Here is a 23,337-nt window from a genome sequence, read left to right on the forward strand (position 1 = left end):
CACCATCGACACACTGAGAATTACTCAGCAGCAGGTGCTTCGCCTTCAGCTGGCGTTTCAACTGCTTCTTTCATGCTTAGACGTACACGGCCTTGACGGTCAATTTCAAGAACCTTAACAGGAACTTCTTGACCTTCAGTTAGGTAGTCAGACACTTTCTCAACGCGCTTGTCAGCGATTTGAGAGATGTGTACTAGACCATCTTTACCTGGAAGGATAGTAACGAATGCACCGAAGTCAGCTAGACGAGCAACTTTACCTTGGTAAATGCGGCCAACTTCAACTTCAGCTGTGATCTCTTCGATACGACGGATAGCTTCTTTAGCAGCTGCGCCTTCAGTAGCAGCAATCTTGATTGTGCCATCGTCTTCGATTTCGATTGTAGTACCAGTTTCTTCACAAAGAGCACGGATAACTGCGCCGCCTTTACCGATAACATCTTTGATCTTATCAGAGCTGATTTTCATTGTGTGGATACGTGGAGCGAATTCAGAGATATCTTCACGAGCACCAGAGATAGCTTCATCCATTACAGAAAGGATGTGCTTACGTGCACCTTGCGCTTGGTTAAGTGCAATTTGCATAATCTCTTTAGTGATACCTTCGATCTTGATGTCCATTTGAAGTGCAGTGATACCAGCGTTAGTACCTGCTACTTTAAAGTCCATGTCACCTAGGTGATCTTCGTCGCCAAGGATGTCAGAAAGAACAACGAAATCGTCGCCTTCTTTAACAAGACCCATTGCGATACCCGCAACAGAAGCTTTGATTGGAACACCAGCATCCATAAGCGCTAGAGATGTACCACATACAGAAGCCATTGAAGAAGAACCGTTAGATTCTGTGATTTCCGATACAACACGAACTGTGTATGGGAATTCTTCAACAGAAGGCATTACTGCTTGGATACCACGTTTAGCAAGCTTACCGTGACCAATTTCACGACGCTTAGGAGAACCAACGAAACCAGTTTCACCTACACAGTATGGAGGGAAGTTGTAGTGTAGAAGGAAGTTGTCTTTCTTCTCACCCATTAGGCTATCGATGATTTGAGCATCACGTTGTGTGCCAAGCGTTGCAGTAACAAGTGCTTGAGTTTCACCACGAGTGAATAGAGAAGAACCGTGTGTACGTGGAAGAACACCAGTACGTACGTCTAGCGCACGAACCATGTCTTTTTCACGGCCATCGATACGTGGGTTGCCAGCGATGATGCGGCTACGTACTACGTTTTTCTCTAGAGAACCAAGCATGCCGCGGATTTCGCGCTCATCTAGGTTTTCGTCTTGTGCGATTAGAGCTTCAACAACGTCGTTCTTGATTGCGCCAACTTGCTCGTAACGAGCCATTTTTTCAGTGATCTGGTACGCGTCAGATAGACGTGTTTCAGCAAGTTCAGCAACTTGAGCTTTAAGCTCTGTGTTAACTGCTGGTGCCTCCCAGTTCCAAGATGGAGTTGCAACTTCAGCAGCAAACTCGTTGATTGCTTTGATTACAACTTGTTGTTGGTCGTGACCGTAAACAACAGCTGAAAGCATTTCTTCTTCAGATAGGTTATCTGCTTCAGATTCAACCATAAGTACTGCGCCTTCTGTACCAGACACAACTAGGTCTAGTTTAGAGTTTTCAAGCTCAGTATTTGATGGGTTAAGAACAAGTTCGCCGTCGATGTGACCAACACGTGCAGCACCGATAGGACCATTGAATGGAGCACCAGAGATAGCAAGTGCAGCAGACGTTGCGATCATAGTGATCATGTCTGGGTTTACGTCAGGGTTGATAGAAACAACCGTAGCGATAACTTGAACTTCGTTTTTAAACGCACTTGGGAAAAGTGGACGAATTGGACGGTCAATCAGACGAGCTGTTAGTGTTTCGCCTTCAGATGGACGACCTTCACGCTTGAAGAAACCACCAGGGATTTTACCCGCAGCGTATGTACGCTCTTGGTAGTTAACTGTTAGAGGGAAGAAGTCTTGACCTGCAACAGCTTCTTTCTTAGCAACAACAGAAACGAATACTGATGTATCATCCATAGTCGCCATTACAGCAGCGGTAGCTTGACGTGCAATTACGCCCGTTTCTAGAGTAACGGTGTGGTTACCGTACTGGAACGATTTTACAACTGGTTTTTCAAACATTGTATATCCTTAGCTCTAAAGTCAAACTTTAGATTAAGTGAATAATGACTCAAGATATTACCAATCGCGACTAGTGAAAAGGGACTTAGGATGGTGACTCTTTGTATGAGTTCATACGCCGAATTAAGACCAAATCCGCCTTTGAATAGTCGCGACCTATTGGCCGACATCTGTGACTGTAATCTCTTGAGAGGTTGATTGCCAAACGCTGAAAACGCTATAGGCGGGCGTAGTATAAACTATTTTTATTAGGAGATATATTTCCTATCAGAAAAAGCCAGATGATATTCTGAGCATCCGGCCTAGCATTTTCTTACAGGCACAAAAAAAGGAGCATAAATGCTCCTTTTCTTCAAACTGTCTTTGCAGACATCGCTATTAGCGACGTAGGCCTAGACGCTTGATTAGGTCTTGGTAACGAGCAAGGTTTTTGCCTTTCAAGTAATCAAGAAGCTTACGACGGCTAGAAACCATACGTAGTAGACCACGACGGCTGTGGTGATCGTGTTTGTGCGCTTTGAAGTGACCTTGTAGGTGGTTGATAGAAGCAGTAAGTAGTGCTACTTGTACTTCTGGTGAACCTGTGTCGCCTTCAGATTGTGCGTATTCTGCAACGATTGCTGCTTTAGTTTCTGCATTCAGAGACATAATTCTCTCCTGATAAGAGTAAGTTTATATTTGTAGCAGCCAATCTCTGATTCAGCCGCTACGCGAGCCGAGGATTATAGGGAAGTTTGTCAGTTGGTGCAATAACAATCGAACCCATTAAAAACGAAAAAAGCGAACCACCTAAATTAGGTGTTCGCTTTCTGTCTTATTTGCTCGAATTTCAAGACGAACCGCTAAGATCTAACTCGATTTAAGCGTTACGCTTGTGGCTCTTCATCTCTGAAAACAACCAAACGCTTCGGTGCAACTCGGCCATCTTCAGCAATCTGAGCAACGCCGACAAACAGCTTCTCTTCGCCACTTGTCATACGAACCGTGCCTTCAGTTGGCGCACCAGCAACCTGGACGGGCATACCGTGCTGAACAAGGTCAGTCAGTTCCGCGTTCAGGTTTACTTCTGGTAAATCTTCAACGGCAGTGTCCATTGGCATCAGCAGTGGGTCAAGCAGCTCTTTCGGTGCAATTTCTTGCGCCTGTGCTTGCTCTAAGATCTCGTTTAACTGCTCCAAAGTCACCATACGCTCGTATGGGTACTTCGCGACACCTGTACGACGAAGCATGGTCACGTGAGCACCACAACCGAGCATTTCACCAAGATCGTCGGTAATTGTACGGATGTATGTGCCTTTCGAACAATGCACTTCCATTTCAACTTCATCACCTTCAAAGCGAAGCAATTCAATAGAGTACACAGTGATTTTACGAGACTCACGAGGAACCTCGATACCTGCACGCGCGTATTCGTACAAAGGCTTACCTTGATACTTCAATGCCGAAAACATTGATGGTATCTGATCGGTTTCACCCTTGAAGCTCGCAATGCAACGCTCAAGCTGTTCTTGAGTCACGTTGACATCACGTGTCTCTACCACTTCACCATCAGAGTCAGAGGTATTGGTACGCTCACCAAGCTTAGCGATAACAACGTAGCGCTTATCAGAATCTAGAAGAAACTGAGAGAACTTCGTTGCTTCACCAAGACAAATTGGCAGCATGCCAGTCGCAAGAGGATCCAGAGCACCGGTGTGCCCTGCCTTCTCTGCAAAGTAAATACGCTTTACTTTTTGCAGTGCATCATTAGACGAAATGCCAGTCGGCTTATCTAATAGAATTACCCCGTTGATAGGGCGACCTTTACGACGGCGAGCCATTACTCTTCGCCCTTAGACTGAGTTTCATCAGTGCGGCCAGCTTCTTCTTGCTTGCGCTTGTCGTCGTTCAGAACTTCACTTACTAGGTTAGACATACGCATGCCTTCGACTAGTGTGTTGTCGTAAGTAAAACGAACTTCAGGCGTTAAACGGTGGCGAATACGCTTACCAAGAGCCATACGAACTGGCACTTCATGCTCTTTAAGAGCTTTAAGACATGATTCAGGTGTTTGCTCACCAACACATAGGAAAGTCACGAACACTTTTGCGTAAGCAAGGTCACGAGACACTTCTACATCTGAGATAGTTACCATACCAATACGTGAGTCACGAACTTCACGTTGGAGGATAAGAGCAAGTTCTTTTTGAAGCTGCTGAGACACACGTTGTGTGCGGCTAAATTCTTTTGACATTTTCTTTTCTCACTTAGAAAGATGGGGGGCTTGGTAATTACCAGCCCCCCATGGTGTATTCAACAACCGATTACTTATTACCTTTATTAGTAATGTTAGTAACCTTAGTCAATATGTCGAGTCGTACAGACTGATTAGTCTAGAGTACGTTTAACCTCAACGATTTCGAAGACTTCGATCTGGTCACCAACGCGAACGTCGTTGTAGTTCTTAACGCCGACACCACATTCGTAACCGTTCTTAACTTCTTGAACGTCATCTTTAAAGCGACGAAGTGACTCTAGTTCACCTTCGTAGATAACAACGTTTTCACGAAGTACACGGATTGGGTTGCTACGCTTAATCGTACCTTCAGTAACGATACAACCAGCGATTGCACCAAGTTTAGGCGACTTAAATACGTCACGAACTTGTGCAAGACCAATGATCTCTTGACGGAATTCAGGAGCAAGCATACCGCCCATCGCCTGTTTAACTTCGTCAATCAGTTGGTAAATGATTGAGTAGTAACGTAGATCTAGGTTTTCGTTCTGAACCGTGTTACGTGCAGTTGCGTCAGCACGAACGTTGAAACCAAGGATGATAGCGTTAGAAGCTGCTGCAAGCGTTGCATCAGTTTCAGTAATACCACCAACACCAGAACCTACGATGTTCACTTTAACTTCGTCAGTTGATAGTTTCAGTAGAGAGTCAGCAATCGCTTCTACAGAACCTTGAACGTCAGCTTTAAGTACAACGTTAAGTTCAGCAACTTCACCCGCCGTCATGTTCGCGAACATGTTCTCTAGTTTCGCTTTTTGTTGGCGAGCTAGTTTAACATCACGGAATTTACCTTGACGGTAGTTAGCAACTTCACGTGCTTTACGCTCATCACGTACAACAGTCGCTTCGTCACCTGACGCAGGTACGCCAGAAAGACCTAGAATTTCTACAGGGATAGATGGACCTGCAGTTTCGATGTCTCTGCCGTTCTCATCGCGCATTGCACGAACACGGCCGTACTCTTGACCACAAAGAACGATGTCGCCTTTGTTTAGAGTACCAGACTGTACTAGTACTGTTGCAACTGGACCGCGACCTTTATCAAGACGAGATTCAACAACAACACCAGACGCCATGCCTTCTTTAACCGCTGTAAGCTCAAGAACTTCAGACTGAAGAAGGATTGCTTCTAGAAGACCATCGATGTTTGTACCCTGTTTTGCAGAGATGTGAACGAAGATGTTCTCACCGCCCCACTCTTCAGGGATAACGTCGTATTGAGCTAGCTCATTCTTAACGTTGTCTGGGTTTGCACCTTCTTTATCGATCTTGTTCACAGCAACAATCAGAGGAACGCCTGCCGCTTTCGCGTGCTGGATTGCTTCGATTGTTTGTGGCATTACGCCATCGTCTGCTGCAACTACAAGTACAACGATATCTGTCGCTTGAGCACCACGAGCACGCATAGCGGTAAACGCCGCGTGTCCAGGAGTATCAAGGAAAGTGATCATGCCGTTGTCAGTATCTACGTGGTAAGCACCAATGTGCTGCGTGATACCGCCAGCTTCGCCAGAAGCAACGTGTGCTTTACGAATGTAATCAAGTGTTGAAGTTTTACCGTGGTCAACGTGACCCATGATAGTAACAACAGGAGCACGACCTTCAGCGATAGCATCGCTATCACGGTCAGCTAGTACTGCTTCTTCAAGTTCGTTTTCTTTACGCAGGATTACCTTGTGACCCATTTCTTCAGCAACAAGTTGTGCTGTTTCTTGGTCGATCACTTGGTTGATAGTCGCCATAGCGCCCATCTTCATCATTACTTTGATAACTTCAGTTGCTTTAACTGACATTTTGCTCGCCAGTTCAGAAACAACGATAGTTTCGCCGATAGCAACGTCAGATTTAGCAACAGTCGCTGACTTATCGAAGCCTTGCTGCATTGAAGTTGGTTTAGCAAGCTTACCTTTACCGCCACGACCACGTTGGTTACGACCACCACGGTTGTTTGCAGGTTGGTTAGCAGGAGCTGCTTTCTTCTTGCGACGACGAGGTGCTTTCTCATCTTTCTTATCTGCCGCATCTTCAGCTTCACGAGCGTAAGTAGAAGTAGTCACATGGTAATCCGCAGATTTCTCTTGCTCTTTCTTCTTCTTCTCTTCTTCAGACCAACGTTCTTGGTTCTCTTCTGCTAACTTACGAGCTTCTTCAACAAGCTTAGCTGCTTCAGCTTCTGCTTTACGAGTTGCTTCTAGCTCTTGACGAGCTTTAAGTTCATCCGCTTCTTTTTTCGCTTGTGCGTTAGCGTCTGCATTTTTTGAATTCATGTCTTTTTTAGCCTTTTCAGCTTGTGCGCGTTGAGCCTTCTCTTCAGCTTCACGTTTTGCATCCGCTTCACGTGTTACTTTTTCTTCGGCTTCGCGCTGTGCTTTCTCTGCAGCATCACGTTTCGCTTGCTCTTCAGCATCGCGTTGTGCTTTCTCTTCCGCTTCACGATTAGCCGCTTCCTCAGCTTCACGTTTCGCTTCATCTTCAATAGTGCTGCGCTTCACGTAAGTACGTTTTTTACGTACCTCTACTTGAACATCCTTACTCTTACCGCCTCCAGCGGCAACACTTAGCGTGCTGCGGGTCTTGCGTTGAAGAGTTAAACGAGTCGGTTCTGTTTCACCAGAAGTATCGCCGTGCTCCTTTTTAAGGTGCGTTAGCAATGTTTGCTTCTCTGAATCAGTCACTTGATCCGACCCTGATTTCTTCATGCCTGCATCAGCAAGTTGTTCAATTAAGCGGTCAACTGGCGTACCAATCTCTTCACTCAGTGCTTTAACTGTTAATTGTGTCATACCGCTTTCTCTCCTTGCTGAATTATTCTTCGTCGCCGAACCAACAGATGTTACGCGCAGCCATAATTAGCTCGCCTGCACGCTCTGCAGTTAGGTCTTCGATGCCTTCTAGTTCATCAACGCCTTGGTCAGCTAGGTCTTCCAATGTCGCAACGCCTTTTGCTGCTAGCTTGTAAGCCATTTCACGCTCAAGACCTTCAAGTGCAAGTAAGTCTTCAGCAGGCTCAACACCATCGAAAGTTTCTTCTTTCGCTAGCGCTAGAGTAGTCAGTGCGTCTTTCGCGCGGTTACGTAGTTCTTCAACGATACCTTCATCTAGACCATCTACTTCAAGAAGCTCGTTCACAGGAACGTATGCTACTTCTTCAAGCGTAGAGAAGCCTTCTTCAACAAGCATTTGAGCGAAGTCTTCTTCAATGTCTAGGTGCTTCATGAAGTTTTCAATAGAAGCAACTGCTTCTTCTTGGTGCTTCTTCTCAAGGTCAGCAACAGTCATTACGTTCAGTTCCCAACCAGTCAGTTGAGAAGCTAGACGTACGTTTTGACCGCTACGACCGATAGCTTGTGCTAGGTTATCCGCTTCAACAGCGATATCCATAGAGTGTGCGTCTTCATCAACGATGATTGAAGCAACATCAGCAGGAGCCATTGCGTTGATTACGAATTGAGCCGGGTTATCATCCCAAAGAACGATATCAATACGCTCACCGCCAAGATCGTTAGAAACAGCTTGTACACGTGCACCACGCATACCAACACACGCACCAACTGGGTCAATACGTTTGTCGTTTGTTTTCACAGCGATTTTAGCACGAGAACCCGCGTCACGTGCAGCACCTTTAAGTTCAATTAGCTCTTCACCAATCTCAGGCACTTCAACACGGAATAGTTCAGCTAGCATTTCTGGCTTCGAACGAGTAACGAAAAGCTGGAAACCGCGAGCTTCTGGTTTAACTGCGTAAAGAAGACCACGAACACGGTCACCTGGACGGAAGTTTTCACGAGGAAGTTGGTCATCACGAAGGATTACCGCTTCAGCGTTGTTACCTAGGTCTAGGATAATAGTGTCACGGTTAACTTTCTTAACTGCACCAGTTACTAGCTCGCCTTCGTTATCAATAAACTGTTCAACGATTTGAGCGCGTTCAGCTTCACGTACTTTCTGTACGATAACTTGCTTAGCCGTTTGAGTGGTAATACGGTCAAACGTTACTGATTCGATGTCATCTTCAATGAAACCGCCAAGTTCGATCTCTGGGTCATCGTACTTTGCAGCTTCAATAGAGATTTCTTTTGTTGGGAATTCAACTTCCTCAACAGCTTCCCAACGACGGAAAGTTTCGAAATCACCCGTTTTACGGTCGATTTCAACACGAACTTCAATTTCTAGTTCGCTTTTCTTTTTTGTTGCCGTTGCAAGCGCGATTTCAAGCGCTTCAAAAATACGCTCACGAGGAACTGCTTTCTCATTAGAAACAGCTTCTACTACCGCCAAAATTTCTTTGTTCATTAATCTAGCCTCTTAAGCTCTTCTCTCTAGGAGAACTAAAATTTAGGGATCAGGTTAGCTTTCGCAATATTGCTCAGGACGAATTCTTCTTCTTGTCCTTCAACCAATACTTTCACTGTCTCGCCTTCGATAGATTGGATATCACCTTTCCATTTACGACGGTTGCCGACAGCCATTTTCAAAACGATGCTTACCTCGTGACCAATAAATTGTTGGTAATGCTCTGCTTTGAACAGTGGTCTCTCTAAACCTGGTGAAGACACTTCAAGGTTATAAGCCACTGAAATTGGATCTTCAACGTCCATTACGGCACTTACTTGGTGACTAACTTCAGCGCAATCATCTACATTGATACCGTTTGGTGAATCGATGTAAATACGTAGCGTTGAGTGCTCACCAGCACGAATAAATTCTAATCCAACTAACTCATAACCTGATGCTGCTACTGGAGCGTCAAGCATTTCAGTAAGTTGTCTTTCTAAACCAGTCATTTAACCACTCCAGAAACAAAAAAAGGGCTCAAAGCCCAATTTAAATTCCAAGCAAACATTATCTAAGCGCATTTATAAATGCTTAGATAACAAAAAACCCCGTATAAGCCGGGGTTTTTGTTGCTGGACCCTTATATGTTAAGTGCCATCACATTCGATATCACACTTAACTCACAGTGAGGTTCACACTGTGCAAACTTGCTACCAATACAAGCTATATAATAGCATTGAAATTGGTTGCGGGAGCCGGATTTGAACCGACGACCTTCGGGTTATGAGCCCGACGAGCTACCAAACTGCTCCATCCCGCGTCCGACTTGCGAGCATTATACGCCCAACAAGATGTTTTACAAGTTTGTAAACATGGTGCCGAGAGAGGGACTCGAACCCTCACACCCTAAGGCACTAGCACCTCATGCTAGCGTGTCTACCAATTTCACCATCTCGGCATCAAATCTTTACAGATTATTGTGGAATTTCGTCGCCTTGCGCCGGAACTTCACTCACTGCATCATCAGCTTGTTGAATTACCTGACCTTGAGTCGGGTCAATCCATTGTGACTCAGTTTTATGTGTAGACATATTACCAAGCACTAAGCTAAGGATAAAAAATGTAGTTGCAAAAATTGCAGTCATTCGGGTAAGGAAATTTCCTGAGCCACCAGCACCAAACACAGTGTTTGAAGCGCCAGCACCGAAAGAGGCTCCCATATCTGCGCCTTTACCTTGTTGAATCAACACTAGGCCAATTACACCAAGCGCTGCCAACAGGTAAATCACAAGTAGAACTGTAAACATTTTTCCACCTATGTTCCTAATTGTTGAGCCAGCGCCGTTCAAAAAACTATTTTTAAGAACAAGGCTAGCGACCTCCTAACTGAAGGCCGAGCAATACTAGCGAATGCGACGATGGCTGACAAGGAGAATTTGCTAAAAAATAAGCCTTTACCAAGTGAATGGTCAAAAAAAGGTCAAAAGCGACACAAAACTCATTTACGTCTCTTTTGACCGTTATATCTTGACCGTTATATAAGTCAATCACTTCTAATCACAGGCGCTATTCATTGCGCCTGTTTAGTAAAAGGTTAAATTAGCAGTTTGCTTTTACTGCATCGGCAATCTTAAGCGCGGATGCTTGAACAAGCTCAGCATCTTCGCCTTCAACCATCACACGCAATAGTGGCTCTGTACCAGACTTACGTAATAGCACACGACCTTTCTCGCCAAGTTCAGCTTCAACTTCAACAACAGCTGCTTTTACTGCTTCTGCTTCTAGTGGGTTTGAGTCTCCACTGAAACGAACGTTTTCTAGAACTTGCGGGTACAACGTCATGCCCTGAGACAGCTCGTTCAGAGTCATTTCGCTATCAACAACTGAAGCTAATACTTGCAGCGCAGCAACGATAGCATCACCCGTCGTTACTTTATCTAATAGGATAACGTGACCAGAGTTCTCTGCTCCAATCTTCCAGCCTTTAGCAAGAAGTTGCTCCATTACGTAACGGTCACCAACTGCAGCACGAACAAACGGAATACCTAACTGCTTAAGGCCATTTTCCATACCAAGGTTGGTCATTAGTGTACCAACAACACCACCTTTCAACTCACCACGACGCAGTGCATCACGAGCAATGATGTAAGCGATTTGGTCACCATCAACTTTGTTGCCTAGCTCGTCAACCATGATGATACGGTCGCCGTCACCATCAAAGCCCAGACCTAATGCCGCTTTTTCTTCAAGCACTTTAGCTTGCAGAGCACGTACATCCGTCGCGCCTACTTCGTGGTTGATGTTCGTACCATTTGGCTCAACACCAATAGCCACAACCTCAGCACCCAGCTCTTTAAATACAGCAGGCGCAATGTGGTAAGTGGCACCATGGGCACAATCGATAACGATCTTCATGCCAGCTAATGTCATTTTATGTGGGAACGTACTTTTACAGAACTCGATGTAACGGCCAGCGGCATCGTTCAAACGTACGGCTTTGCCTAGCTCCGAAGAATCAACGCATTCAATGTCTTTGTCCAGTTCAGCTTCAATCGCCAACTCGATATCGTCCGGTAGTTTTGTTCCCTCAGAAGAGAAGAACTTAATACCGTTATCGTAGTAAGGGTTGTGTGATGCTGAGATAACAATACCAGCTTCAGCGCGGAACGTTTGTGTTAGGTAAGCCACGGCTGGTGTTGGCATTGGGCCAGTAAAAGTAGCCTGAAGACCCGCAGCAGCGAGACCAGCTTCTAGAGCAGACTCCAGCATGTAGCCAGAGATACGAGTATCTTTACCAATAATGACTTTCTTAGTGCCCTGTTTCGCAAGAACACGACCCGCAGCCCAGCCAAGCTTCAGAACAAAATCAGGTGTAATCGGGTATTGGCCAACTTTGCCACGTACACCATCTGTGCCGAAGTAACGTCTCTTATCAGACATATTGATTTTCCTTAATTATGATTAGTGATTGTTATTCATCACTTCGATTATCTTCATCGCTTCCAATGTATCTTCAACATCGTGAACGCGAATAATTTGTGCACCTTTGATTGCAGCGATGGTAGCGCAAGTGACGCTAGCAACCATGCAATCTGCTGGAGCTTTGTCTAGTAGCTTAAAGATCATCGACTTTCTCGAAATCCCCGCTAAGACTGGCAACCCAAGCGTGTGAAATTTTTCAAGGTGCGCTAATAGGTGGTAATTATGCTCAATGGTTTTACCAAAACCAAAACCAGGATCCAAAATCAGCTGATCTTTTGATATGCCAACAGCCTCACACGCTTCTACCCTTTCTTTTAAGAACGCTTCAACATCCGTTAGGACATCATCGTAATTTGGGTTGGCTTGCATGGTTCTTGGCTGACCTTTCATGTGCATCAGGCAAACTGGCACATTAGCATCGGCGGCTGCCTCTAGAGCTCCGGGCTCTTGCAATGCGCGCACATCATTGATCAAATCAGCCCCTGCTTCAACGGCTTGGCGCATCACTTCAGCTTTACTGGTATCAATAGAGATCCACACATCGAACTTGGCGCGAATTGCTTTAATGGCAGGTATAACGCGAGCGAGCTCTTCTTCTAAAGATACGTCAGGTGCTCCCGGGCGAGTTGACTCACCACCAATGTCAATAATGCTAACACCTGCTTGAATCATTCGCTCTGCTTGCAGTAAAGCATTATCTAATGAATTGAATTTCCCGCCATCAGAGAAAGAGTCAGGCGTAACATTGAGGATACCCATCACATGTGGGCGGTCTAAAACGAGCGTTTTATTATGTGCTTTTAATATCATGGAAGGTGGGTCTTAAAGGTAAAAACATCTTGGGCTAGAAACAGAAAAACCCTGAGCGTACTCAGGGTTTTAATTTAAAGCTTAGCAATTAAGAATCTTTGTTTTGAGCATCATCTGTTTCAGATTTAACTTCTTCAGCTTTTGGTTCGGCTGTTGCTTCTTCTGATTTCGCTTCAGGTTTAGCTTCTTCCTTTGCAGGTTCTGCTTTCGCCTGATCACCCCAACCAGCTGGCTCACGAATGTCGTCTTTACGTTCCATCAAGTCATCAATCTGACCTGCATCAATCGTTTCAAACTTCATTAGCGCGTCTTTCATCGAGTGCATGATATCCATGTTCTCTTCAAGAATTTGCTTCGCACGAGCATAGTTACGGTCGATTAGAATACGAATTTCTTCATCGATCAGCTTAGTCGTATCGTCAGAAACATGTTTCGCTTGGCTCATGCCGCGACCTAGGAAAACTTCACCTTCTTCTTCTGCATATAGAAGAGGACCCAGTTTTTCTGAGAAGCCCCACTGCGTTACCATCTTACGAGCAATATCAGTTGCACGTTCGATATCGTTAGACGCACCAGTCGAAACTTTGTCTTTACCGTAGATAAGCTCTTCAGCAAGACGACCACCGTACAAACTAGAGATCATTGATTCTAGATGTTGGCGAGACATACTTACGCGGTCTTGCTCAGGTAGGTACATAGTTACACCAAGCGCACGACCACGTGGAATGATTGAAACCTTGTACACTGGATCGTGTTCAGGCACCAAGCGACCAACAATTGCGTGACCCGCTTCGTGGTAAGCCGTTGACTCTTTCACTTCTTCAGACATCACCATTGAACGGCGCTCTGCACCCATCATGATTTTGTCTTTAGCTAGTTCGAACTCAACCATAGATACATTGCGCTTGTTACCACGAGCAGCAAACAGCGCCGCTTCGTTCACAAGGTTCGCAAGATCTGCACCAGAGAAACCTGGAGTACCACGAGCAATCAGAGATGGTTCAACATCACCCGATAGTGGCACTTTACGCATGTGTACTTTAAGAATCTGTTCACGACCACGTACATCTGGCAGACCAACCACAACTTGACGGTCAAAACGACCAGGACGAAGTAATGCAGGGTCCAGTACGTCTGGACGGTTAGTCGCAGCAATAACGATAATACCTTCGTTACCTTCGAAGCCATCCATCTCAACCAGCATTTGGTTTAGTGTTTGTTCACGCTCATCGTGACCACCACCAACACCAGCGCCACGTTGACGACCGACAGCATCAATTTCATCGATAAAGATGATACAAGGTGCCGCTTTCTTCGCTTGTTCGAACATGTCACGCACACGAGATGCACCAACACCAACAAACATTTCAACGAAGTCAGAACCAGAGATAGTAAAGAACGGTACTTTCGCTTCACCGGCAATCGCTTTTGCAAGCAATGTTTTACCCGTACCAGGAGGACCAACCAACAAGATACCTGTCGGGATCTTACCACCTAGCTTTTGGAAGCGGCTTGGGTCACGAAGGTAATCCACAAGCTCTTTCACGTCTTCTTTTGCTTCGTCACAACCAGCAACATCAGCAAACATCGTTTTAATTTGTTCTTCGCTCATCATTCGAGCTTTACTCTTACCGAAAGACATCGCGCCTTTACCGCCGCCACCGCCTTGCATTTGACGCATGAAGAAAATCCATACACCAATCAGTAAGATCATTGGGAACCATGAGATGAAGATAGTGCCAAGCAGGCTCTGTTCTTCAGGTGGTGTACCCTGAACTTTTACGTTTTGATTAATTAAGTCATCAAGTAGCTTTTGATCATAAACAGGCATGTAAGTTACATACTTAGAACCACCACCACGACGTGTGAAAGTGATTTCGCTGTTATTGAACTGTGCGTCTTGAATCTGGCCTTGGCCAACTTCCTGTACAAACGTGGTGTAATCTACTGCTCTGCCGTTACTTTCTCCAGGGCCAAAGCTCTGGAATACCGACATCAACACTACCGCGATAACAAGCCACAGAATTAAATTTTTTGCCATGTCACTCAAGGTGTAAGCCTCTCGATAACTAATTGTAATTAAAGGTAGGGTACTACAGTTTGTAACCTGTAGCCATGTTGTTAACTCTCACTATTGGAAGAGAATCGTTAACCTTTGTAACCAGTGGCTACGATAAACACTTCACGAGATCGAGCTCGAGAAGAGTCGGGTTTTCTGACTTTTACTGTTTTAAACATCTCTCGGACGTCCTTAACGTATTGGTCAAACCCTTCGCCTTGGAATACTTTTACAACAAAACTACCATTGGTAGCTAGAACTTGTCGACACATATCCAAAGCTAATTCAACTAAATACATAGCTCTTGGCTGATCCACAGAATTGTTGCCTGCTATATTCGGTGCCATATCTGACATCACGACATCAACCATGTTTGGTTGTATACGCTCCAACAAGGCATCTAGCACTGCTTCTTCGCGGAAATCGCCTTGTAAAAAGCTAACACCAGCAATCGGGTCCATTGGTAACAAATCACACGCAATGATTTGTCCGTTGTCTCCAACAATCTTAGCAGCATATTGAGACCAACCGCCAGGCGCTGCACCCAAATCCACAATGGTCATCCCAGGAGACAGCAATTTATCTTTCGTTTGAATCTCTTCCATTTTGAAATAAGCACGTGAACGATAGCCTTTCTTTCTAGCTTCATTTGCGTACTTGTCGTCGAAGTGTTCCTTCAACCAACGGCCTGAACTGGCCGAGTGTTTCTGTTTGCTCATTGGATACCTAAATTGGAGGAAAGTACTAATTGCTGAATAAATTATAGTCTTCAGCTTTAGATGGCGTTAAAATAGGTTTTTTCAACCCTAATAGTAAAGAAAATTGGCCGCGTAATGAACCTAAGTACCAAACAAAAGCAGCATCTAAAGGGCCTAGCTCACAGTTTAAAACCTGTTGTGCTAATGGGCGCAAATGGACTTACTGAAGCTGTTCTAGCGGAAATCGAATTAGCTCTAGACCACCACGAACTGATCAAGATTAAAGTTGCATCAGAAGACCGTGAGACTAAGCAACTGATTATCGATGCAATTGTACGTGAAACTAAAGCTGAAAAAGTACAGACTATCGGTAAAGTTCTAGTACTATTCCGTCAGTCAGAAGCACGTAAAATCGAGATTCCACGTAAATAAGCGAGCTTAATATAAGCTAACTTCCACTAAGAGAAAGCCATAGCGCTTATCTTTTAGTGTAGCGTGAGAAACGAAAAAGGTCGCATTAAGCGACCTTTTTACTTATCAGAAACAAAGAAAATTCAATTAGATATATTCTACTTTGTCGATTTCGAAATCTTTATCGCCACCAGGTGTAGAGATAATAACCTCATCGCCTTCCATCTTACCAATAAGACCACGTGCAATTGGTGATTTCACAGAAATACGACCAGTTTTGATGTCAGCTTCATCTTCAGAAACGATCTGGTAACGGAATTCTTCATCCGTATCGACATCGATCAAAGTTACTGTCGTACCAAAGATAATCTTACCCGTATTATCCATCTGAGTTACATCGATGATCTGAGCTAGCGATAGCTTATATTCTATATCTCGAATTTGAGCTTCACAGATACCCTGCTCTTCACGAGCGGCGTGGTACTCTGCATTCTCTTTCAAATCACCGAGTTCACGTGCTTCACCAATAGCTGCTGAAATAATAGGACGTAGCTTAAGTAGGCGATCTAATTCGTCACGTAGCTGCTGAGCGCCACGTACTGTCATTGGAACCTTTTCCATTTTTTACCTCTATGCCAAAGCTTTCTTTGGCCAACATAAATCCACCCAACATACTTATTGGGTGGTAGAAACAAAACGATTTGGCTTAGTGTAAACAAACTTGATGGCTAAATCACCTTTATTCCACTTTGTCTTATAAAAGCTTTATCTAGCTCTAAATTACAGACATCACAAAAATGAATAATAACCTCCCCATCAATAAGCCAGCAATAAAATACCTAAAAAAAAACAAAAACAAACCAAACAAACGCAGATCACACTTCTAAAAAAAAACCATTAAAACAATAATTTAAACATAAACAAATACAATAAAACAGTGTTCAGTTTTTCAATTTATATCATTTTACTAACTAGCAAAGGAACTTTAGGGGTAAAAAGTAACTCATGGATTGCACTGGCATTTTTTAGCGTTCTGACCTAATCATGGTTATGAAGCCTGATTAATACAGGCAAGACACTAAAAGGATTCAAATCCTTAATAAATACCTTTATGGACAGTAATTAGGAATTAATAACATGAATAACAAGACTCTGATCGCTCTAGCAGTAGCAGCAACAGTATCAGCTGGCGCAAATGCAGCTAACGTATACAGCCAAGATGGCACAGAACTAAACGTTGGTGGTCGCGCGGAATTCCGTGGTGATTTCATTGGTAACGGTGGTGAAGAAATTGAAGGCACAATGGCTAACAACAGTCGTTTCCGTCTAAACGTTGGTGGTACTACAGAAATCAACGAATCACTAAGCGGTTTTGGTTTCTACGAAGCTGAACAAACAGTGAACTCTTCTAGCAGCAATGACGCGAACGACACTTTCAAACAACGTTACATGTTTGCTGGTCTTCAAGGTGACTTCGGCGCAGTATCATTCGGTCGTCAAGATACAGCAGCAGTACAAATCTCTCAAATGTCTGACGTAACGACATTTACTGGTGCTCAAAAAGAATTCATCTCTGCTGGTAACGAGCAAATCAACAACACAATCCTTTACACTGGTAACTTTGTTGATGCTCTAACAGTAAAAGCAAGTTTAGTTGCTGGTGAAGACAAAGACACAGATGCTTACGGCGTATCTGCAATCTACACTCTTCCTATGGGCCTAGGCTTTGGTCTTGGTTACTCAGCAGGTGACAATGGCGAAAACGCAGGTACTGGTAACGCTATCATCGCTGGTGTTAACTACACACTAGACTCTCTATACCTAGCTGGTACATACACTACTGGTGAAGCAGACGACAAATACAACTCTGACTTCAGCGGTATGGAATTCGCAGCTACTTACGGCTTTGGTAACGGCTTCACTCTAATGGGTGCATACCAAAAAACTGAAGAAGATAACCTACTAGGTAAATCTCAAGATAAAAGTGATTTCTTCGAAATCACTGGTGACTATGCATTCAACAATAACCTAAATGCTTATGTTGCTTACCAACTAAACAACCTTGATAGCGTATCAAACGCTCAAGGTGTTAAAATTGAAGGCGAAGATACTATGCGTCTTGGTCTAAAATACGCATTCTAATCTGTTAACAAGCACTCTGCTTGTTCTATGGAATCAAAACGCCCGCTATCTAGCGGGCGTTTTTTATATCTGTATACTAAAAATATCAACCATCCAAGAAATCTTCTATGCGCCTTCTACCCACCCAACTTCTATGTAGTTTTTCCATTAGCCTTTTCTCAATTAACGCTTTCGCATATGTCCCTCTTGATAAACTGCCCGATGGCAGTAGCACAAGCTTAATATTGGAATCACTGAATGGTAATTCAAATGAAATGAATACCGACACTGATGGCTTTTACCCACCAGCCAGTACCTTAAAATTGGTCACGGCTTTGGCAGCCAAATTAGAGTTAGGAGATGACTTTCACTACACGACCAGTATTGTTCGTTCTGGGAGTGACTCAATCATTTCATTTAGTGGCGACCCAACACTACAACGAGAACAGCTAAAAAGTCTTTTAGCTCAATACGCTAAGTCGCAATCTAAAACCATCGAAGGTAGCTTGTATCTCGATAGTTCAGCTTTTACTGGCTATCAGCGAGCCGTTGGTTGGCCTTGGGACATTCTAGGCGTTTGTTACAGCGCGCCTTCGAGTGCAATGACATTAGACAGCAATTGCGCACAAGCCTCTATTTATACAAAAGATAACGGCAGCACTCGGGTCTATATTCCGGCTCACTACCCGATAGATGTGACAACCTCTGCAGCCACGGTAACTCGCTCTGGACAGAAGGCAACACAATGCGACTTAGAGCTAATCACCACGCCAGATAACGCTTATAAGCTCTCTGGCTGCTTAGTTGAGCGTAAAAAGCCACTCCCTCTCAAGTTTGCGATTCAAAATCCAGAACTTTACACCTATCAAGTCGTTACATCGCTTCTCAAAGAACTGAAAATAGAAGTAAAAGGTGATGTGATTATTGGTAAAAAAACTAAACCTGGCAAGACCACGTTAGTCGCTAGTCACAACTCAGAGAAACTTCCTGAACTGCTCGATATCATGCTCAAGAAGTCGGATAACCTTATCGCAGATAATCTAACTAAAACTCTGGGTGCGACATTTTATGTTCAACCAGGTAGCTTCAATAACGGCACTGAAGCGATAAAGCAGATATTGCTGACCAAGGCTAATATTGACCTCAGTAAAGCGCAGCTCGTCGATGGTTCAGGGCTATCTAGAAATAACCGAATGAGGTCGCAGACGATGGCACAGGTGCTTCGTTATATCTGGGAAAACGACCAACATCTCAACCTGATTGAGGCTATGCCTACATCTGGCACTGATGGAACGCTCAAATACCGTCAAAGCATGAGAAAAGCACCGATCCAAGGCAACATTGTTGCAAAGAGCGGTTCTTTATATGGCAGTTACAACATGGCGGGATACGGATTAGATAAAACAGGGAATCCAAACTCTCTGTTTGTGCAGTTTGTCCGTGATTACTTCCCAGAAGAACAAGATCCAGACAAGCCAGTAGAAGCGCCAATCACTCAGTTTGAACGTGCTTTCTACAAAGATGTGGTCGAATTCAGTCAAACACAAAATGAATCTCAGTAGTGGTTAACGTGTGTAAACGGTTAATTACACGATAAAAAATGGCGCTGAAGATCTTCAGCGCCATTTTCATTTCTAAGATGTATTTTAGCTATTTTTAGAAGCTTTTAAGCAATTCCTAGGAATGAGTTCACGACAGTAAAGTAGATCCACATTCCTGAGATATCCACTATCGAAGCGAGTACAGGACTCACTAACACCGCAGGATCAAGCTTAAATAGCCTAGCGACTATCGGTAACCCACCGCCAAGCACGGTTGATATTGTCACTTGAATAAACAGAGCGACAGCAATCGCGTAAGCAATCATATTAATGTCGTAGCCACCCGTTGATTGGTTGTCACTGAACAGTAAGATGCGGCCTATCATCACCAAGGCAATCGCAAGCGCCAAGCAGATGGCAACTCTAAGTTCTTTCCATAAAACGTTCGCCCATTGGCGCTTCTTCAACTCGCCCGTGGCTAAAGCCCTGATGACCAAAGTCGCCGCTTGTGTGCCTGTATTACCACCCGCAGCAGCAATTACAGGCATGTAAATTGCCAAAAGTACCAACTGACTGAGAATGTCTTCATACTGAGCAATGATAAGCCCAGAGACAATCCCCAACAGCGCTAAGGCAATAATCCAACCGATACGCTGCCTAACGTGGCTAAGCACTCCAGTTGAAAGGTAACCTTGTTGAGGCTCAACCTCTGAGTAGATCAGCCCTAGTTGGTGAGCTAGATGTCGAGAGCGCTTCTCAAAGCCCTGCTCTTCTAGCTCACTAAGTAAAGTCTGAATAATACTGAGAGAGCATTGCCCAAGTACTAACACCGCATCTTCAAGTGGCATTCGATTTAAAAGGTTAATTTGTTGCTCACGCCCATACTGTTGAAAGGCATTCGATACAGCTTGGATGTCTTGCTCTGTGTACAAAGCTTCGATAGATAAAAAAGTGTTGTTCATTACCGTCATGGCGAATCTCCCGATTGGCAAAGGTAACGACCATCAAAACAAATAGCATAAGTTTATAGATTTATAGATTTATAGATTTATAGATTTATGCGCACCAAGAACTGAAAGCTACTGGTGTGTCTACTTGTTAGAATCTAGTGTGTGGAAAAGAATGAGGGGGAAAAACAAAGATACCCTACCCGAACGGCAGGACAATAGATCAATACCGAGACGGGTTATTCTTCTCCATTCAAACTAGGAGGATGGTCGGTATTGTTCATAAAAATCTCCAGAATTACTGTCAATATGACAGCGCGCATAGTGTAGCAATAGCCGTTCAAAAACTTCGTCAAATTCCTGTCAATAAATAGGGGCAATAAAAAAAGGCATCCGTAGATGCCTTTTCGTTAAATCATTGAGATTTAATATTACTTGATAGTAATACGAGCAAACTTACGCTTACCTACTTGGTAAACTGCAGTACCAGCTTCAGGTACGAATTTGCTGTCTTCAATCTTCTCGCCTTCAAGCTTAGCAGCGCCTTGCTTGATCATACGCATCGCATCAGAAGTAGAGTTTACAAGACCCGCTTCTTTTAGAACGTTCGCAATCGGTAGGCCGGCTTCGAATTCAAATTCAGGCATTTCATCAGGAACTTGGTTCTTAGCAAAACGGTTAACGAACTCTTGCTCAGCCGCTTCTGCATCCGCTTCACTGTGGAAACGAGCAATGATCTCTTTCGCTAGAAGTACTTTAACGTCACGAGGGTTTTTGCCCGCCTGAACGCCAGCTTTCAGTTCCGCAACTTCTTCAAGTGGACGGAAAGACAGTAGCTCGTAGTAGCTCCACATTAGATCGTCAGAGATAGACATGATCTTACCAAACATCTCGCTTGGTGCTTCGCTAATACCGATGTAGTTGTGCGCAGACTTAGACATCTTCTTAACGCCGTCTAGACCTACAAGTAATGGCATCATCAGTACCGCTTGTGGTTTTTGACCTGCTGCTTTTTGCAGTTCACGACCCATTAGAAGGTTAAACTTCTGGTCAGTACCGCCAAGCTCAACGTCGCTCTCTAATGCAACAGAGTCGTGACCTTGTAGAAGTGGGTACATGAATTCGTGGATAGCGATCGGTTGACCACCAGCATAACGCTTTTTAAAGTCATCACGCTCAAGCATACGAGCAACAGTTTGGTTAGAAGCAAGACGAATCATGCCTTCAGCACCAAGCTCAGATAGCCACTCAGAGTTGAAACGAATTTGCGTTTTCGCAGGGTCTAGAATCTTGAATACTTGCTCTTTGTAAGTTTCAGCATTCTTCAATACGTCTTCACGGCTTAGCGGTGGACGCGTTGAGTTCTTACCTGATGGATCACCAACCATTGCAGTGAAATCACCAATAAGGAATGTCACTTCATGACCAAGCTCTTGGAAAGCACGAAGCTTGTTAAAGATAACCGTATGGCCTAGGTGGATATCTGGAGCAGTTGGATCGGCACCCAGCTTAATGCGTAAAGGACGACCTTCTTTTAATTTAGCAATCAGTTCGTCTTCTGGAATCAGTTCTTCTACGCCACGTTTGATCTCGGCTAATGCAGCTTCAATACTCGCCATTCTTGTTCACTCCCACAGATTTGGCAAAAATATAATAATTAGACATCTTACTTGAATAGCGATGTATTTTGAAACCAGTTACACTATTCCGTCGTCGATTTTCATAATATTTACAGAACGAACCGGAACATGTTGTCTATTTTTGCACGCCTTCCTATTTTGCACCGGGCTTTTATCGCATTTTTTAGTGCCGTAATTTTCGTCGCGATTTTCTTACTCCCCGACGTCAACAGTTTGCGTGACGATTCGGGCGCTTTAGTTGTGGGAAAACATTACCCACTGACAATCAATGCCTCTGCGCTTATTAACTCAAGTGACGCTCCACCGACGGCTGTGCTCAATTGGGAGAAATACACCGTTCGCTCTGGCGAAAGCACCTCTGTTTTATTTGAACGTATTGGCCTTTCATACCGCCTGCTGATCACGCTACTCAATACCAATAATGATATTAAGAAGCAGCTGTCTAACCTAAGACCTGGCGATGTATTGCAGTTCGGCTTCGATGAAAACAACGACCTTATTCAGCTAAAACGACAACTTAGCGCGTTTGAAAGCTTCAAGATCACTAAGTCTGGCGATTCATTCTCTTCTAGCTTCGACAAAAAAGAAGTAGCCTACCAATACAATTATGCCGAAGCCAACATCACCTCTAATTTCTGGAATGCAGGTGTCAGCGCAGGTTTAACCGCAAACCAAATTATGGAACTGGCGGGCATCTTTGGTTGGGATATCGACTTTGCGTTAGATATTCGTAAGAACGACAGCTTCAAAATCTTATACCAAGAGAAAGTGGTTGAAGGTGAAGTGGTTGGTCGTGGTAAGATCATGGCAGCCGTATTCAAAAACCAAGGCGATTCATTTACCGCGGTATTAGATGATAAGAGCGGCAACTACTTCGATGAAAATGGTCGAGCCATGAAGAAGGCGTTCTTGCGCTCACCGATTGATTTTCGTCGCGTAACATCGAACTTTAACCCTACTAGGAAACACCCAGTAACCGGTAAGGTTCGCGCTCACCGAGGTACTGACTACGCAGCTCCTGTTGGCACGCCTATCTGGGCAGCCGGTGAGGGTATTGTTCAGAAGTCGGGTTACAACCAATTCAATGGTAACTACGTGTTTATCCGCCACAGCAACACCTACATCACCAAGTATCTGCACATGAAGCGACGTATGGTGAAAACAGGTCAGCGCGTAAAACAAGGCCAAACCATTGGTACTTTGGGTGGCACAGGTCGTGTAACTGGCCCGCACTTACACTATGAATTCTTGGTTAATGGCGTACATAAGAATGCGCGTACCGTGAAATTGCCTCAATCTAAGTCGTTAACGGGTAAAGCAAAAGCAACATTTATTGCGAACTCAGAGATTCGATTGAATAACCTTGAGCGATACGGTCAGTTACTCGCGACTAATTAAGTTACTAGCGAATAATTAGGTCAAGAACCATATAAACTA

Annotated in this window: 19 protein-coding genes and 2 tRNA genes; 4 read left to right on the forward strand and 17 right to left on the reverse strand. The window is 44.2% G+C overall.

Annotated elements, in window-relative coordinates; all coding sequences use genetic code 11:
* Positions 1 to 20: 20 nt before the first annotated feature.
* The 14 genes from pnp to rlmE form a co-directional block, all read right to left on the reverse strand.
* Positions 21 to 2,141, reverse strand: a complete 2,121-nt coding sequence (gene pnp / locus ACED45_RS00965; RefSeq protein ID WP_019819855.1) for a polyribonucleotide nucleotidyltransferase — start codon at positions 2,139 to 2,141, stop codon at positions 21 to 23.
* A 378-nt stretch (positions 2,142 to 2,519) separates the two neighbouring features.
* Positions 2,520 to 2,789, reverse strand: a complete 270-nt coding sequence (gene rpsO, locus ACED45_RS00970; RefSeq protein ID WP_010436144.1) for a 30S ribosomal protein S15 — start codon at positions 2,787 to 2,789, stop codon at positions 2,520 to 2,522.
* A gap of 218 nt (positions 2,790 to 3,007) precedes the next feature.
* On the reverse strand, positions 3,008 to 3,961 hold the full coding sequence (gene truB, locus ACED45_RS00975; protein ID WP_017059233.1) for a tRNA pseudouridine(55) synthase TruB: 954 nt from the start codon (positions 3,959 to 3,961) through the stop codon (positions 3,008 to 3,010).
* Positions 3,961 to 4,374 carry a 30S ribosome-binding factor RbfA gene (rbfA, locus tag ACED45_RS00980; protein ID WP_017065964.1) on the reverse strand — a complete coding sequence of 138 codons (414 nt, stop codon included), beginning with the start codon at positions 4,372 to 4,374 and terminating at the stop codon, positions 3,961 to 3,963. Before rbfA ends, truB begins: the two co-directional genes overlap by 1 nt.
* 134 nt (positions 4,375 to 4,508) lie before the next feature.
* A complete protein-coding gene (infB, locus tag ACED45_RS00985; RefSeq protein ID WP_055319587.1) occupies positions 4,509 to 7,199 on the reverse strand; it encodes a translation initiation factor IF-2 in 2,691 nt (896 codons plus the stop codon).
* Between the two features lie 22 nt (positions 7,200 to 7,221).
* A complete protein-coding gene (gene nusA / locus ACED45_RS00990) occupies positions 7,222 to 8,709 on the reverse strand; it encodes a transcription termination factor NusA (RefSeq protein ID WP_017059230.1) in 1,488 nt (495 codons plus the stop codon).
* Positions 8,710 to 8,744: 35 nt separating this feature from the next.
* Positions 8,745 to 9,200 carry a ribosome maturation factor RimP gene (gene rimP / locus ACED45_RS00995; RefSeq protein ID WP_004738265.1) on the reverse strand — a complete coding sequence of 152 codons (456 nt, stop codon included), beginning with the start codon at positions 9,198 to 9,200 and terminating at the stop codon, positions 8,745 to 8,747.
* A 234-nt stretch (positions 9,201 to 9,434) separates the two neighbouring features.
* Positions 9,435 to 9,511, reverse strand: a tRNA-Met gene (locus ACED45_RS01000).
* Positions 9,512 to 9,564: 53 nt separating this feature from the next.
* Positions 9,565 to 9,649 (reverse strand) — tRNA-Leu (locus ACED45_RS01005).
* A gap of 16 nt (positions 9,650 to 9,665) precedes the next feature.
* The gene (gene secG / locus ACED45_RS01010; protein WP_017059392.1) at positions 9,666 to 9,998 is read right to left on the reverse strand and encodes a preprotein translocase subunit SecG; all 333 of its coding nucleotides are present in this window, start codon (positions 9,996 to 9,998) and stop codon (positions 9,666 to 9,668) included.
* A 292-nt stretch (positions 9,999 to 10,290) separates the two neighbouring features.
* The gene (gene glmM, locus ACED45_RS01015; protein ID WP_017059393.1) at positions 10,291 to 11,631 is read right to left on the reverse strand and encodes a phosphoglucosamine mutase; all 1,341 of its coding nucleotides are present in this window, start codon (positions 11,629 to 11,631) and stop codon (positions 10,291 to 10,293) included.
* Positions 11,632 to 11,652: 21 nt separating this feature from the next.
* A complete protein-coding gene (gene folP, locus ACED45_RS01020) occupies positions 11,653 to 12,483 on the reverse strand; it encodes a dihydropteroate synthase (RefSeq protein ID WP_371713149.1) in 831 nt (276 codons plus the stop codon).
* 88 nt (positions 12,484 to 12,571) lie between these two features.
* Positions 12,572 to 14,524: an ATP-dependent zinc metalloprotease FtsH gene (gene ftsH / locus ACED45_RS01025; protein WP_371713150.1), complete on the reverse strand. Its 1,953-nt coding sequence runs from the start codon at positions 14,522 to 14,524 to the stop codon at positions 12,572 to 12,574.
* 107 nt (positions 14,525 to 14,631) lie between these two features.
* Positions 14,632 to 15,261 (reverse strand): 23S rRNA (uridine(2552)-2'-O)-methyltransferase RlmE, encoded by a 630-nt coding sequence (gene rlmE / locus ACED45_RS01030; RefSeq protein WP_017059396.1) that lies wholly within the window; start codon positions 15,259 to 15,261, stop codon positions 14,632 to 14,634.
* A gap of 114 nt (positions 15,262 to 15,375) precedes the next feature.
* Between rlmE and yhbY the strand changes: the two genes are divergently transcribed.
* Positions 15,376 to 15,672, forward strand: coding sequence for a ribosome assembly RNA-binding protein YhbY (yhbY, locus tag ACED45_RS01035; protein ID WP_004738252.1), 297 nt, complete (start codon positions 15,376 to 15,378; stop codon positions 15,670 to 15,672).
* Positions 15,673 to 15,798: 126 nt separating this feature from the next.
* Here yhbY and greA read toward each other — a convergent pair whose 3' ends face one another.
* Positions 15,799 to 16,272, reverse strand: a complete 474-nt coding sequence (gene greA / locus ACED45_RS01040; RefSeq protein WP_061018733.1) for a transcription elongation factor GreA — start codon at positions 16,270 to 16,272, stop codon at positions 15,799 to 15,801.
* Between the two features lie 516 nt (positions 16,273 to 16,788).
* Between greA and ACED45_RS01045 the strand changes: the two genes are divergently transcribed.
* Both ACED45_RS01045 and dacB read left to right on the forward strand, forming a co-directional pair.
* Complete coding sequence (locus ACED45_RS01045; protein WP_371713151.1) at positions 16,789 to 17,793, forward strand: porin; 1,005 nt, start codon at positions 16,789 to 16,791, stop codon at positions 17,791 to 17,793.
* A 107-nt stretch (positions 17,794 to 17,900) separates the two neighbouring features.
* Positions 17,901 to 19,334, forward strand: coding sequence for a serine-type D-Ala-D-Ala carboxypeptidase (dacB, locus tag ACED45_RS01050; protein WP_371713152.1), 1,434 nt, complete (start codon positions 17,901 to 17,903; stop codon positions 19,332 to 19,334).
* A gap of 104 nt (positions 19,335 to 19,438) precedes the next feature.
* On the opposite strand, the gene ACED45_RS01055 is transcribed toward dacB, so the two are convergent.
* Both ACED45_RS01055 and tyrS read right to left on the reverse strand, forming a co-directional pair.
* Positions 19,439 to 20,284 (reverse strand): magnesium transporter, encoded by an 846-nt coding sequence (locus ACED45_RS01055; RefSeq protein WP_371713153.1) that lies wholly within the window; start codon positions 20,282 to 20,284, stop codon positions 19,439 to 19,441.
* 407 nt (positions 20,285 to 20,691) lie between these two features.
* Positions 20,692 to 21,879 carry a tyrosine--tRNA ligase gene (tyrS, locus tag ACED45_RS01060; protein WP_102504340.1) on the reverse strand — a complete coding sequence of 396 codons (1,188 nt, stop codon included), beginning with the start codon at positions 21,877 to 21,879 and terminating at the stop codon, positions 20,692 to 20,694.
* A 129-nt stretch (positions 21,880 to 22,008) separates the two neighbouring features.
* On the opposite strand from tyrS, the gene ACED45_RS01065 reads away from it, so the two are divergent.
* Positions 22,009 to 23,298, forward strand: a complete 1,290-nt coding sequence (locus ACED45_RS01065) for a peptidoglycan DD-metalloendopeptidase family protein (RefSeq protein WP_371713154.1) — start codon at positions 22,009 to 22,011, stop codon at positions 23,296 to 23,298.
* Positions 23,299 to 23,337 lie beyond the last annotated feature (39 nt).

The organism is Vibrio crassostreae (assembly GCF_041439375.1).
Taxonomy (GTDB): domain Bacteria; phylum Pseudomonadota; class Gammaproteobacteria; order Enterobacterales; family Vibrionaceae; genus Vibrio; species Vibrio crassostreae_D.